The 13,383-nt window shown below is 68.9% G+C and carries 14 protein-coding genes and 1 pseudogene; 7 read left to right on the top strand and 8 right to left on the bottom strand.

Going from position 1 to position 13,383, the window contains the following annotated elements:
• Positions 1 to 239: pseudogene (locus AWB92_RS22680) on the top strand (hypothetical protein); the annotation flags it as partial.
• Positions 240 to 423: 184 nt separating this feature from the next.
• Here the strand turns inward: AWB92_RS22680 and msrB are convergent.
• The 4 genes from msrB to AWB92_RS22660 are packed head-to-tail and all read right to left on the bottom strand — an operon-like array spanning position 424 to position 4,479.
• Positions 424 to 834 (bottom strand): peptide-methionine (R)-S-oxide reductase MsrB, encoded by a 411-nt coding sequence (gene msrB, locus AWB92_RS22675; RefSeq protein ID WP_068107097.1) that lies wholly within the window; start codon positions 832 to 834, stop codon positions 424 to 426.
• Positions 831 to 2,135, bottom strand: coding sequence for an arabinofuranan 3-O-arabinosyltransferase (gene aftC / locus AWB92_RS22670; protein ID WP_085189658.1), 1,305 nt, complete (start codon positions 2,133 to 2,135; stop codon positions 831 to 833). The genes msrB and aftC overlap by 4 nt, the downstream gene beginning before the upstream one ends.
• 4 nt (positions 2,136 to 2,139) lie before the next feature.
• Entirely contained in the window at positions 2,140 to 3,699 is a 1,560-nt protein-coding gene (locus AWB92_RS22665) for an alpha/beta fold hydrolase (protein ID WP_085189656.1), read from the bottom strand.
• 24 nt (positions 3,700 to 3,723) lie between these two features.
• The gene (locus AWB92_RS22660; protein ID WP_085189654.1) at positions 3,724 to 4,479 is read right to left on the bottom strand and encodes a pyrimidine reductase family protein; all 756 of its coding nucleotides are present in this window, start codon (positions 4,477 to 4,479) and stop codon (positions 3,724 to 3,726) included.
• Between AWB92_RS22660 and zapE the strand changes: the two genes are divergently transcribed.
• Positions 4,478 to 5,554 carry a cell division protein ZapE gene (zapE, locus tag AWB92_RS22655; RefSeq protein ID WP_085189652.1) on the top strand — a complete coding sequence of 359 codons (1,077 nt, stop codon included), beginning with the start codon at positions 4,478 to 4,480 and terminating at the stop codon, positions 5,552 to 5,554. The two genes, AWB92_RS22660 and zapE, sit on opposite strands and share 2 nt — an antisense overlap.
• On the opposite strand, the gene AWB92_RS22650 is transcribed toward zapE, so the two are convergent.
• The 3 genes from AWB92_RS22650 to AWB92_RS22640 are packed head-to-tail and all read right to left on the bottom strand — an operon-like array spanning position 5,511 to position 7,303.
• Positions 5,511 to 6,047, bottom strand: coding sequence for a GNAT family N-acetyltransferase (locus AWB92_RS22650; protein WP_085189650.1), 537 nt, complete (start codon positions 6,045 to 6,047; stop codon positions 5,511 to 5,513). The two genes, zapE and AWB92_RS22650, sit on opposite strands and share 44 nt — an antisense overlap.
• A complete protein-coding gene (locus tag AWB92_RS22645; protein WP_085189648.1) occupies positions 6,035 to 6,544 on the bottom strand; it encodes a hypothetical protein in 510 nt (169 codons plus the stop codon). Before AWB92_RS22645 ends, AWB92_RS22650 begins: the two co-directional genes overlap by 13 nt.
• 21 nt (positions 6,545 to 6,565) lie before the next feature.
• Positions 6,566 to 7,303 (bottom strand): Clp protease N-terminal domain-containing protein, encoded by a 738-nt coding sequence (locus AWB92_RS22640; protein WP_085189646.1) that lies wholly within the window; start codon positions 7,301 to 7,303, stop codon positions 6,566 to 6,568.
• A gap of 147 nt (positions 7,304 to 7,450) precedes the next feature.
• On the opposite strand from AWB92_RS22640, the gene AWB92_RS22635 reads away from it, so the two are divergent.
• The 5 genes from AWB92_RS22635 (at position 7,451) to AWB92_RS22615 (ending at position 12,833) form a co-directional block, all read left to right on the top strand.
• On the top strand, positions 7,451 to 7,735 hold the full coding sequence (locus AWB92_RS22635; RefSeq protein ID WP_142282248.1) for a DUF732 domain-containing protein: 285 nt from the start codon (positions 7,451 to 7,453) through the stop codon (positions 7,733 to 7,735).
• A gap of 102 nt (positions 7,736 to 7,837) precedes the next feature.
• Positions 7,838 to 9,328 (top strand): sodium:alanine symporter family protein, encoded by a 1,491-nt coding sequence (locus AWB92_RS22630; protein ID WP_241523551.1) that lies wholly within the window; start codon positions 7,838 to 7,840, stop codon positions 9,326 to 9,328.
• Positions 9,329 to 9,419: 91 nt separating this feature from the next.
• Positions 9,420 to 11,054 carry a fatty acyl-AMP ligase gene (locus tag AWB92_RS22625; RefSeq protein ID WP_085189642.1) on the top strand — a complete coding sequence of 545 codons (1,635 nt, stop codon included), beginning with the start codon at positions 9,420 to 9,422 and terminating at the stop codon, positions 11,052 to 11,054.
• A gap of 424 nt (positions 11,055 to 11,478) precedes the next feature.
• Positions 11,479 to 12,405 (top strand): cytochrome c oxidase assembly protein, encoded by a 927-nt coding sequence (locus tag AWB92_RS22620; RefSeq protein WP_085189640.1) that lies wholly within the window; start codon positions 11,479 to 11,481, stop codon positions 12,403 to 12,405.
• A 47-nt stretch (positions 12,406 to 12,452) separates the two neighbouring features.
• Positions 12,453 to 12,833 carry a DUF732 domain-containing protein gene (locus AWB92_RS22615; protein WP_085189638.1) on the top strand — a complete coding sequence of 127 codons (381 nt, stop codon included), beginning with the start codon at positions 12,453 to 12,455 and terminating at the stop codon, positions 12,831 to 12,833.
• Here the strand turns inward: AWB92_RS22615 and AWB92_RS22610 are convergent.
• The coding region (locus AWB92_RS22610) for an integrase core domain-containing protein (RefSeq protein ID WP_142282207.1) at positions 12,830 to 13,383 on the bottom strand (554 nt) is incomplete at its 5' end. The two genes, AWB92_RS22615 and AWB92_RS22610, sit on opposite strands and share 4 nt — an antisense overlap.

Below are 13,383 nucleotides of genomic sequence, written 5' to 3'. Positions count from 1 at the left end.
CGACCGGCGGGCACGGCGGGGCCGGCGGTACGGCTGGGCCGATCGGCAACGGCGGGGTCGGCGGTGCCGGCGGGGAGGGCCTCGTCACCGGGGGAAACGGCGGTGATGGCGGCGTGGCCGTGCTGATCGGCAACGGCGGCAACGGCGGCAGCGCCGGGGGCGGCCCAACCCCGGGCACGCCCGGCAAAGGCGGCGCCGGCGGCAGCCTGTTCGGTCAGCCCGGGATGGACGGGGTATAGGCGCCGCGCCGGGTGGGCGGTTCACGCCTCACCCGTCACTTTTGTCACCCGGCCGGTCGGGGTTGGCTTTCTGCCCGCCTCACAGCGACAACTCGCGGGGGTGGCGCGGGGCACCTACCGCGCGGCCAATCACGTTGTCGCTCTGAGGCGGGCACAGCGGCACATCCCGCAAACGGAGAACGCCCTAGGCGCCCGTCGGCACCAGGCGCAGCGAGATCGAGTTGATGCAGTACCGCTGATCGGTCGGCGTCGGATAGCCCTCGCCGGCGAACACGTGACCCAGGTGGCTGTGGCAGTTCGCGCACAGCACCTCGGTGCGCGTCGTCCCCATCGAGTGGTCGGGGCGCAGGATCACCGCGTCGGAGTTCGCCGGGTCGAAGAACGACGGCCAGCCGCAGTGCGACTCGAATTTCTCTGTGCTGCGGAACAATTCGGCGCCGCAAGCCCGACACTGGTAGATGCCTTCGGTCTTGGTGTCGGTGTACTCACCGGTGAACGGCCGCTCGGTGCCGGCCTGGCGCAGCACGTGAAACTCTTCGGGGGTGAGCTTCTGACGCCACTCGTCGTCGGTCAGCTGCAGCTTGGGGGAAGTCATGCGTCCACGCTAGCGCGCTCGCGGTCAACGGGCACCCACGCCGGATCGATGCCTTCGTCCAGCCGGTTTTCGGCCTTGGCGTCCAGGTAGCGGAAGTACAGCACCGTGAACACCACGATCAGCAGTAGCGACCAGCCGTAGGTGATCTTGAGGTAGTGCAGCGCGCGGCCGTACCGCATGTGTTGGTAGATCAGCCAGTCGTCCAGCGCCAGGAACCCGTAGACACCCAGCCAGGCCGGCCAATTGCGGATCAGCGAGTTAGGCAGCACCACCGTCATCAAGAAGGGGAACAGCATCATCGAGTAGTAGCCCTGGGCCAGCGGCAGCACCAGCCAGGAACACAGCAGCAGCACGCCCGACGAGCTGGTGTACCAGAACAGCGGGTCCCGGGTGCGGTAGTAGCGGTACAGCAGCCACAGCGCGCCGATCGCGAGCAGCGTGAACAGGACCCGCAAGAACACGATCAGCCAGGTGGGCAGCCCGAAGTACACGCCGTTGCCCTCGATCGAGCTGTTGAAGTAGTCCCGGACGCCGCCGATGTAGGGAAGCGTGCGGGTGACGAAGTCCATCGGGTCGCTGACCAACGGCCACGCGGCCGCGTTGATCACGACGGGCACGACGATCGCGGGCACCAGCGTCCGCCACTGGCGGTTCAGCAGCGGCAGCAACAGCAGCGGTCCCAGCACGGGTTTGAGCGTCAGCGTGAGCCCGATGACCGCCCCCGCCCACCACTGATGGCCCACCCGGCCGTCCAGCAGCCACCGCAGGAAAAGCACCTCGGCCAGCAGGACGCAGCCGTTGATGTTGGTGAACACCAGGGTGCTGGTCACGCTTTCCGTGCAGAACATGGCCAGCAGTAAGGCGGGCGCGGCCACCGAGGACAGCGTGAATTTGAACAACCGCAGCAGCAGGTACCAGGCGAGCAGGATCGCGACGGTGTTGATTCCGATGAACAGATATCGCGACGGCGTGAAGGACAGGTACCCGAAGGGCGCCATCAACAGCGTGCCGCCGGGCGGATACAGGTAATGCGGGTCGACGTAGTCGAAGTGCTCGTTGTAGATGTCCCAGCCGCGCCGGAAGTTCAGCACCGCCCGGTAGACCGGCTTGAAATCGTCGGTGATGTTGCCGTTGAGCGTGAGGATGATGCTGCGGTGCAGCACGGACATGATGGCCAACGGCCACAACACCGACCGCACTACCGTCGCGGTGCTCGGTGCGCCGGTGCGGGAACGGAACGCGGCCAGCAGCGAATCGCGCAGGCCGGTTCGGGTCGAGTCAGCTGCCGTCACGAAGCGCAAAGTATCAGGCGGGACAGTAGGTGTCGGTCCCGGGCAGTTTGCCGCTGTTGAGATAGCCGATCAGCGGCGCGACGGCGCAGGGCGAATAGATGCTGGCGCCGTGGCCGATGCCCTGCCACATCACCCGCTTGCTGGCCGCGTTGGCGTTGATGATCATGGCCGCGGTCGCGGCGGCTCCCTCGTTGCCGACGATCGGGTCGTTCTGCACGCCCGCCAGCAGGACGTCCACCTTGAGGTCCTTGGGCGGCGCGGGCGGCGGAATCGTGGGCCAGTGCACGCATTTCACCAAGTTCAGCGCGGCGACGGTGCCGAACTGGGGATACAGCTTCGCCCACGCCACCACGAGCTCGCGCACCCGGTCGGGGGTCGGCCGGTTGATGGAATCGCTGCAGGAGTTGACGAACTGGCCGTCCGAGTCGGTGAGGGCATACGCGTGGGCGATCAGGTTGTTGAGCTGGCTGGCGTCCCCGGAGCGGGTCGCCGCCAGCGCGCCGGCCAGGCTCTGGGTGGCGCCGACGCGCCCGCCGGAGGGGAAGCCCAACGCGACGGTGATGGCGGTGGCCACCGCGGACACCGGCGCGCCGCCGGGCCCCTTGCCCGCGCGGGCGTCGGCCAGCATCGCGCTGATGGCGCCCTTGGGGTCCGGGCCGAGCGGGCAGTTGACGGCGACGCACTGGGCGGCGAACGCATCGAGCGCGGCCTGCTGGCCCTTGACCTGTTGCTCGGCGGCGGCTTCGGCGTTGACGCCCAAGGCAATTGGGGAGTCGAGGATCAGCCGGGCGACCCGGTCGGGCCGCGACGCGGCGTAGGCCAGCGCCACCTGGGCGCCGTTGCCGATTCCCACCAGCGCGACGGCCGGCACGTCCCACAGGCTGCGCAGCCGCTCGATGTCGGAGGCGGCGTGCGAGTTGTCGTAGGCCGAGGAGCCCGGGGCGATGGCGTCGGTGCAGTTGGTGGTGGCGGTGTTGGAGAGGTCGGACAGGTTGGCGACGGGGTCGTCGCCGGCCTGGAACTGCGCCTGGTCGCGCATGGCCTGGCGGTCGAGCTGGTCGCGGCAGTCGATGGGGCTCGACATGCCGATGCCACGGCGGTCGACGGCCACGATCGGGTGGGTTTGCAGCACGTCGGCGCCGCCCCGGGCGAGCCAGGCCGGCAGCTGCGTGGACGACGGCAGGTCCGAACCGGTGGTGAAGACGAGCGGACCGGCGTCGTGCGGCGTCTTGTCCGAGCGCGCGCGGACCACGCCGATGCTCAGCGTTCCCGACCCGCCGCCCGTCGGGTCGAGGTCGGCGTCGTAGTTCGCGCAGTCCAGCTGCACGCCGGGCGCCGCGGGGACGGCCGCGTCGCCGAACACCTTCGCCGTGCAGTCACGCCAGGACAGGTCGTTCTTGGGGGCGGCGATCGGCGGCGGACCGGCCGGCGGCGGTTTTGAGGTGGCCGCGCCCTGGGGGCGGGCGCCGGAATTGGTGGCGAAGCGCGGGTCCGCGCCCAGGCCGGGGACGCAGCCGGCGATCAGCGCGCTCACCGCCACCAGGATTGTGGCGGACGCGATCTGCCGACTCATGCCGACCACAGTAGCTTCGACTTTTCAGCCCCGGACGTAACGGGCGTAAAGGTAGCCGGCGTCGTCGGTGAGCAGGTGGGCGCGGCGCATCCGGGTCAGCACCTGGCCCGGGCCCGTCGCGATGCGCCGGGCCAGCCCGCCGACCAGGTAGGGCGCGATCGTCAGGCACAGCTCGTCGAGCAGCTCGCGGTCGACGAACGCGCCGAGCAGCATCGGCCCGCCCTCGGTCAGCACGTGGCGCATTCCGCGTGCCGCCAGGGCCGCCAGCAGGGCGGCCTCGTCGACCTGACCGGGATCGCCGCCGGAGCAGTCGAGCACCTCGCACAGGTCGCCGAGCCGCCGGCTCGTCTCCACGGCCGACGCCGCGCAGGTGAGCACCAGGGGCGGCACCTCGGTGCGGGTGAACACCGCCATGTCGCGGTCGAGGCGGCCGGACTTGGTGACGATCGCCAGCTGCGGGACCTCGCTTTGCCCGCGGGTCTGCCGGGCCTGTCGCTGCGCGACGGCCAGGTGCGCGCCGGAATAGCCTTCGATGCGCACGGTGCCCGCGCCGACCACGATCACGTCGGCCAGTTCGCGCAGCAGGTTGAAGATGTGCCGGTCGCCGGGCCCGCCCATGGTGCCGCTGCTGCCGTCGGCGGTGGCGCCGCCGTCCACGCTGGTGATGAAATTCGCCCGCACGCACGTGCCGTCGGTGTCCGGATAGCCGTACAGGTGGGCGAGTTCGGCGTCGTCGATCTCCCGCGTCGACCCGAGCAGCGTCAACCGGGTCTCTGGCATGAGCTTGATTGCAGCACGCCGCTACAGTTCGTGCATGCACGGGGGCCGCGTGGGGCATCTGGTGGATCGGCATCCGACCGTGTCGCCGGAGCGATTGATCGCCCAATTGCGGCCGCCGCCAACGTTCGCCGACGTGAGCTTCGCGTCGTATCGGCCCGATCCAAGGGAACCGAGCCAGGCGGCCGCCGTCGCGGCCTGCCAGGACTTCTGCCGGCAGGCCGTGGAGCGGCGGGCCGGCCGCCGAAAACTGTTGGGCAAGCGCGCCGTGCTGCCCGGCGTCGGGCTGTATCTCGACGGCGGCTTCGGCGTGGGCAAGACCCACCTGCTCGCCTCGGCCTACTACCAGCTGCCGGGGGAAGGGCCCGAACCGCCAACGCCCAAGGCGTTCGCCACCTTTGGCGAGCTCACCCAACTGGCCGGGGTGTTCGGCTACGTCGAATGCATCGACATGCTGGCCGGTTACACGGCGGTCTGCATCGACGAGTTCGAGCTCGACGATCCCGGCAACACCACCCTGATCTCGCGGCTGCTGTCCTCCTTGGTGGAGCGGGGGGTGTCGGTGGCGGCCACCTCGAACACCCTGCCCGAGCAGCTCGGCGAGGGCCGCTTCGCCGCCCAGGACTTCCTGCGCGAGATCAACACGCTGGCAAGCATTTTCACCACGGTGCGGATCGAGGGGCCCGATTACCGGCATCGCGGGCTGCCACCGGCACCGCAGCCGCTGTCGGACGAGGAGGTCACCGCACGCGCCGCGACCGTCGACGGGGCGACGCTGGACGATTTCGATGCGCTGTGCGCGCACCTGGCCACCATGCACCCGTCGCGGTATCTGACGCTGATCGAGGGCGTGACCGCGGTGTTCCTGACCGGGGTGCACGGCATCGACGACCAGAACGTGGCCCTGAGGCTGGTGTCGTTGACCGACCGGCTTTACGACGCCGGCATCCCGGTTGTCGCCTCCGGTGCGCGGCTGGACACGGTGTTCAGCGAGGAGATGCTGGCCGGTGGCTATCGAAAGAAATATCTGCGGGCTACGTCGCGGCTGGTGGCGCTGACCCAAGCTCGCGAACCATGAGGTAGTCGTTCTCGAGGCGGGCGCCCACCCGAAAGGTCCTGGTGCCGTTGACCGTAAAGCCGTGCTTGGCGTAAAAGCGTTGCGCGCGTTGGTTTGCCTGGTTGACGCCCAGCCAGACGCGGCGCACGCCCCACTTCTCGGCGGTGGCCACGCTGAGCTCCATCAGCGCCGCCGCCGCCCCGGTGCCGTGGTGCTCGGGCAGCACGTAGATCTTCGACAGCTCGGCGGAGTCGGTGCCGTCGCAAATCACCATGGCGTAGCCGATGATTCGGCCGCGGCGCGCGGCGGTGATGATCGCGCGGTCCGGATCGGCCAGGTACTCCGCGAAGCGCTCCGCCGACAGGTTGGCGTCGATGAACGACGCGATGTCTTCAGGGGCCGTCGCGGGCGGGCAGGCTAGCGGAAAGGTTTGCGCGGCAACGGTAGCCAGGTCCCCGGCGGCAACCGAACCCGTCGCGAGCGTCAGAGATTCCCCGCGGATCAAAGGTTCCATTGGGCGAGGTGATAGCCCGTCTTCTTGTCCAGCAGGACCACGGTGGAGACCGGGTCGCGGTAGGCGTCCCAATACACCGCACCGCGCACGATCGCCCCGTTCGGCGCGTTGACGAGCACGTTGTCCAGCGCGTCGGGCGCGTCGGAGGCCCGCGGCTTGTAGGCGTCGGCGAACGGCGTCACGCCGTCGAAGCTGAACTCGGTCGCCATGATGAACGGGTTGGGCACCCGGACCGCGCGAATCGTCACGTCGGCGCGGTCGACGGTGCTGCCCGGGAAGCTTTTGATCGGAACGCCCTCGCGGGTGTAGCCGAAGCCCGGCGGCGGGTCGCACGGCGCCACGCTGCTGACGGTGACGTCGGCGATGTACTTGCCGGTGTCCACCCGCAGGGTGTCACCGAGGTGACCGATCGGCGCGTCACCCGCCCACGCGCGCGGCGCGGAGACGTTCGCGACCGCGACGATCAAGATGGACAGGGCGGTCAGCCAGCGGTGCATCCTCGCATGATTGCACAGGCGCTACGGCGAAGGGGAGGGGTCGGTCCCGGCGCTCAGCGACTCGAGCGCATCGACCAAATCCGTTTCGACGCGCTCCTTGTCGACGCCGCACCGGTGCAGCGGCCCGGCGCCGTCCTCGAGTTCGAGCAGCGCCAGCAGCAGGTGTTCGGTGCCAATGTAGTTGTGGCCCAGCCTAAGTGCCTCGCGGAAGGTCAGCTCCAGCGCCTTGCGCGCCGGGCCGCTGAACGGGATGAGCTCGGGGGGTTCGCCGGCCGCCGGGGGCAGGCTGACCGCCGCCCGGATGGTGTCGGGGTCCACTTGCTGCCGCTTCAGCAGCACCGTCGCCAGCGCGGCGGGGTCGGTGAGCAGGCCGAGCAGCAGGTGGTCGGGCGTGATCTCGCTGTTGCCGGCCTCGTGCGCGGCGTTCTGGGCCGCCACCACCACGCTGCGCGCCCGCGGCGTGAACCGTCCGAAGCCCTGCTCGGGGTCCAGCGTGGTGGGCTCGGCGCGGGGGACGAACCGCTTTTGGGCGGCCTGCTTTGTGACGCCCATGCTCTTGCCGATGTCGGTCCAGGAGGCGCCCGACCGGCGGGCCTGGTCGACGAAGTGCCCGATTAGGTGGTCGGCGACCTCGCCGAGGTGCTCGGCGGCCAGGACGGCGTCGGCGAGCTGGTCCAGCACGTCCGGGTGCACCCGTTTGATGGCGTTGATCAGTTCGTCGAGGCGGACGGGATAGGCGATCGGGGTCGGTTCGGACATGCCGTCAACGTTAGGTTGACGACTGCGAGATTGTCAACCTCAAGTTGACGCCTCGTTTGGGGTGCGGGCGTCGGTCCCCTCTGGCACGATCAGGGGGCCGTGAAACCGCTGATTCTCACGCTGACGAGCCTTGTCGCCCTGGTCGGCATGGCCGCACCCGCGCGGGCGGACTACACCGATGACGCCTTCCTCACCTCGTTGCGCGCGGCCGGCATCACCTTCCCCGACCCGGGGCCGGCGATCGGTGCCGGGAAATGGGTGTGCGACGCGGTGAGCAAGGGGACGCAGATGGTGGACGTCGTCAAGACGATCCAGGCCCAGAACCCCGGGCTGCATGGGGACAACGCGGCCCGGTTCACCGCGATCGCGGCCAACGTGTATTGCCCGCAAACCCTGGCCGCCAGCGGCGGGAAGGTCGACGGCGCCTCGTAGCGTCACTGGATTTTTACAAACGCGCCGGCCAACGGCGGGTTAACGAAACCTGACGTCAACATTTCGCGCTTAGTCTGCTGCGAACAGCGGCCCAGGTGGGGAATGGATTTGGACTTCGTTCAGGCACGGGTGATCGACCCGCTGAGCAATGCCCTGAGTTGTCATGTCCTCGTTTACCTGTTGATCGGCGTCGGCGTCTATTTCACGGTCCGCACCCGATTCATTCAGATCCGTTACTTCGGGCGCATGCTTCGCCAGCTCCGCAGGTCCCATCGCCAAGACGGTGGGATCTCGTCTTTTCAGGCCTTCTGCGTCGGCCTGGCGTCCCGGGTGGGCACCGGAAACATCGCCGGCGTCGCGATCGCGCTCACCGTGGGAGGGCCGGGCGCGATCTTTTGGATGTGGGTGGTGGCCGGGGTCGGCATGGCGACCGCGTTGATCGAGGCGACCCTCGCCCAGGTCTTCAAGGTCCGCTCGGGCGACGGCGCCTTCCGGGGCGGCCCCGCGTTCTACATCCAGCGCGGCCTGCGCTCGCGGACCGGCGGCGTCTTTTTCGCCGTGCTGCTCGTGGTCACGTTCTCGACGGCGTTCAACATGGTGGAGACCAACGCGATCAGCGGGGTGCTGAAGTCTTCGCACGGCGTCGACATCGGTTGGACGACAACGGGTCTGGCCGTGCTGGCGGCGGCGGTCCTGTTCGGCGGGGTGCGCAGCGTCGCCAAGTTCGCGGAACGGGTCATCCCCGTCGCCGCGCTGGCGTACGCGTCGCTTGCGTTGGCGATAGTCGCGGTCAACATCTCCGCGCTGCCGGGGGTGCTCGAGGAGATCGTCGGCGGGGCCTTCGGGATCAGGCAGCTGGCGGGCGGTTTCGCCGGCGGCATCGCGACAGCCATGCTGACCGGGGTCAAGCGCGGCCTGTTCGCCTGCGAGGCGGGGATGGGCAGTTCGCCCAACATCGCCGGCGCCGCGACGGTGTCACATCCGGTGGAGCAGGGCCTGATTCAGTCGCTCGCCGTTTTCGTCGACACGATGGTGATCTGCACGGCGACGGCGTTCATCGTGCTCATGGCGGGTCCGGGCGTTTACGATCCGGCGCGCACCGGCTCGATCGCGGGCGCCAGCCTCACCCAGTCGGCTATCGCCGCCGGCCTCGGATCGTGGACAACCGCGGTGATGACCACCGTCGTCTTCGTGTTCGGATTCGCCTCGGTGCTCAGCAATTACGTGTGCGCCGAGGCCAATCTGTTCTTCCTGGGCGGACGGCACCTGGCGACCAACGCGCTGAAAGTCGTGACGCTGGGGGCGATCGTTATCGGCGCGATGTCCCAGCTGAAGCTCGTGTGGGCGCTCGCCGATCTGACGATGGCGCTGATGGCCATCGCCAACCTGGTCGCGATCTGCCTACTGAGCAAGTGGGCGTTCGCGACGGTGCGCGACTATCACCGGCAGTCCGTGCGCGGCAGCAATCCCGTCTTCATCGCCAGCCAGGCCGGGCTGCCCGGCGAGTTGGCCGGCGACATCTGGGAAGCCCCGGAGCGACGGCAGGTCGGCGCGCTACCCGAGTCGTTGCGGCTGAGCCGGCCCGCGGCGTAGCCGACGCCGGTTCGGCGCCAATTGTCACGATCTGTACCGAGTTCCGCGCGTCGGCGGTGCGCAGGGCATCGGCTCGATACAGTCAGCCGCCGTGAGCCGATTTACCGAGACGATGTATGAAAACGCGCGGTCGAGTCCCAAGGGGATGGTCACCGGCGAGCCGCACGCGCCCGCCCGGCATACCTGGGCAGAGGTCCACGCACGGGCACGTCGGGTGGCCGGTGGGCTGGCCGCGGCGGGCATCGGGCCAGGCGACGCTGTCGCCGTGCTGGCCGGCGCACCGGTCGAGATCGCGCCCACCGCGCAAGGCATCTGGATGCGCGGCGCCAGCGTGACGATGTTGCATCAGCCCACCCCGCGCACCGACCTGGCGCGTTGGGCCGATGAGACGACCGGCGTCATCGACATGATGTCGGCGAAAGCCGTTGTCATCTCGGAGCCGTTCATGGCCGCCGCGCCGGTGCTCTCGGGTCTCGGGATGACGGTGCTTACCGTCGAGACGCTGCTTGCGAGCGCCCCCGTCGGCCCCGTCGACACCGGCGACGACGACGTGGCGCTGATGCAGCTGACCTCGGGCTCGACGGGATCGCCCAAGGCGGTTCAGATCACGCACGCCAACATTGTCGCCAACGCGGAAGCCATGATGGTCGGCTGCGACTTCGACCTTGATACCGACGTGATCGTGAGCTGGCTGCCGTGCTTCCACGACATGGGCATGACGGGCTATCTGACGGTGCCGATGTACGTCGGCGCCGAGCTGGTGAAGGTCACGCCGATGGACTTCCTGCGCGATACGTTGTTGTGGGCCAAGCTGATTGACAAGTACAAGGGCACCATGACGGCCGCGCCCAACTTTGCGTACAACCTGTTGGCCAAGCGGCTGCGCAGGCAGGCCACGCCCGGGGACTTCGACCTGTCCTCGCTGCGGTGGGCGCTGTCGGGCGCCGAGCAGGTGGACCCGCTCGACGTCGAGGACCTCTGCGAGGCCGGGGCGCCGTTCGGGTTGAAACCCGAGGCGATCATCCCCGCCTATGGCATGGCCGAGACGACGGTTGCGGTGTCGTTCTCCGCGTGCGGCGGGGGCATGCTCGTCGACGAGGTGGACGCCGACCTGCTCGCCGTCCTGCACCGCGCGGTGCCCGCGAGCAGGGGACATACCCGCAGGCTCGTCTCACTCGGCCGGCCGCTGGAGGGCCTGGAGCTGCGCATCCTCGACGAGGGAGGGAGCGTGCTGCCGCCGCGCGGCGTGGGCGTCATCGAGGTACGCGGCGAACCCGTGACCAATGGCTACACCACGGTGGCCGGCTTCATCGCCGCGCAGGATGGCCGGGGCTGGTATGACACCGGCGACCTGGGCTACCTCACCGAGGACGGCAATGTCGTGGTGTGCGGGCGGCTCAAGGACGTCATCATCATGGCCGGCCGCAACATCTACCCGACCGACATCGAGCGTGCCGCCTGCCGGGTGGCCGGGGTGCGGCCGGGCTGTTCGGTCGCGGTGCGACTCGACGCCGGGCAATCGCGGGAGACGTTCGCGGTGGCGGTGGAGTCCACGGAGTACGACGACCCGGCGCAGGTGCGCCGCATCGAGCGCCGGGTGGCGCACGAGGTGTTCGCCGAGGTCGATGTCCGCCCCAGAAACGTGGTGGTGCTGCAGCCGGGGATGATCCCGAAAACCCCGTCGGGCAAGCTGCGGCGCGCCCACGCGCTGGGCCTCGTCAGCTGAACCGGCAATGAAGCGCGTCGTCAAACACAAGAAGCGCTGACCCGCAACGGGTTTCAACCGGCGTCAATCAGTGCCGGCGCGTCCCGGGGATTCAGGACTATTCGGACGGTCGGAGAAGGTCGGAAGTTGCACCGGTTCTGAGTCGCGAGGGGTGTCGGACGCGACCTCGGGCTCGTAGCGATGTGAAAACAGATCGGACGAATTCATGTATGCGGGGTTCCTCAATTGGTTCGGGCGATCGATTCGTGAGCTGCTCATCTCCACACAAATGTCGGCGGTGGCGGTGCCCAAATACGAACGGCTTGCCAACCAATCTACACGCGAGCGCAGGGAACGCCGGGAAACCACCCGCAGCCGCACCAGGAAGGCGTTCAGGACGGGCGGGGCGCCGTCAGGCGGCCGGGCGGCAATAGGCTAAGAGGCCATGCGCGTCGATCCTGGACCGCTGACGTGGTCCGCCCTGGTGCAGAGCTGGCAGCTGGACCTCGCCTCCGCGGTGGCGATCGTGCTGGTGGCCGCCGCCTACGCGTGGTGTTCCCGGCGGGGCCGGAACGTGGGATCCGCGCAGGCCGGCTGCCTGGGGGCCGGCGTGGCGCTCTGGGCGCTGGCGACGATGAGCGCGATCGGCGTCTATGCCTACGCCCTGTTCTGGGTGCGCGCGCTGCAGGTCCTGCTGCTGCTCTACGTCGTGCCGTTCTTCATCGCGCAGGCCAAGCCGGTCACCGTGCTGCGCGACGCGCTCGGCGAGCCTGGGCGCGACCGCCTCGACCGGCTGCTGGCGAGCCGGTTCGCGCGGGTGCTCGCGCACCCGCTGACCACGTCGCTGGCGATGCTGGGCACGCCGTGGCTGCTTTACCTGACGCCCTGGTATACCGCGTCCCTGCAGAACGAGTGGGTCGGCGCACCCACCCGAATCCTGTTGGTAGCGATCGGTTTTGGCTACTTCTACGCGCGGCTGCAGGCGGACCCCGTTCCGCGCCGGTATTCCCAGGCGATCTCGCTGCTGATCACCGTTGTCGAGGCGCTCGGCGACGGGGTGCTCGGGTTGGTCGTCTGGCAGGGCTCGTTGATCGGCGCGGCGTACTACGCGCAACTGAACCGATCCTGGGGTCCCGATCAGCGCCTCGATCAGACGATCGGTGCGGGTGTCCTGTGGATTCTCGGGGACCTGGTCGGCTGGCCGTTCGTGCTGCTGCTGATGCGTGCGCTGTCCCGCGACGAGAAGGCGCACGCGGTCGCCGTCGACGCGGAGCTGGATGCGGCCGAAGCGACCGAGACCGAAAGCGCCGAGCCGTCGGGCCTGTGGTGGGAAAACGACCCCCAACTGCGCGAGCGATTCAGGCGCGGCTAGGTCGCCGGGATGCGGCCGCGGGGTGAGTCTGGCACGATGGCGGCGTCATGAGACTGCTGTGGGGGATAGCAACCGTGGTCGCCGTGCTCGGCCTGGCCGCGCCGGCGCACGCCGACCCCGACGCCGGCACCGACCCGGCCGCCGCCGCTAGCGATCCGGCAACCGACGCGGACTTCCTTACCGCGCTCAAATTCGCCGGGATCTCCTACCAGGACCCGAACGCCGCGATATCGGCCGCCAAGACGCTGTGCCAATTGGAGGACACCGGGGCGACCGAGGACGAAATCATCGGAAACCTTCAGCAGCGCAACGGGTTTACCGGCAACGGCGCCGCCAAGTTCACGGTGATCGCGGTCGGCGCCTACTGCCCCAAGTACATCACCGGCGAGGGCCGCGGCCCCAAGCCGGAGGGCGCCGTCGGCGACTAGCTGTACTGACCTGAGAGGTTAGGTACGCGGCTGGCGGGTGGTTGGCCGCCGAGTGCGGTGTGGCCGCGGTGGTGATTGTAGGTGTGGAGCCAGATGGCGAATTCCGCGCATCGTTCAGCGTCACTGCGGTAGAGCCGGGCGTAGGCCCATTCGTCGGCCAGGGTGCGGTGGAATCTCTCCACTTTGCCGTTCGTCTGGGGGCGATACGGTCGGGTGCGGCGGTGCTCGATCCCGCCAAGAGCGTCGCGGAACACATAGGATCGATAGCAGGATCCGTTGTCGGTCAATATTTTTCGAACGCAGATGCCGCACTGTGCGAACCAGGCGTTGGCGCGTAGCCAAAACGCTGCTGCGGTCTCTTTGCGCTCATCGGTCAGCAGCTCGCTATAGGCCAGCCGCGAGTGCGCATCGATAGCGGTGTGCAGGAAGTGATAGCCGCGCACGGGCCGGTAGTGCTTGTCGAGGACGCCGGTGCTGCGATCGGCCCGGGCGTTGTGCTTGCCTGCGCTGCGACCCAGCATGCGCCAACCGCCGCCGGCAGGGATCTTGC

Origin of the sequence: Mycobacterium sp. IEC1808 (genome assembly GCF_002101935.1) — a bacterium.
Classification (GTDB): domain Bacteria; phylum Actinomycetota; class Actinomycetes; order Mycobacteriales; family Mycobacteriaceae; genus Mycobacterium.
The sequence above is the reverse complement of the archived record's forward strand: the minus strand, read 5'-3'. Positions and strand labels throughout refer to the sequence as shown.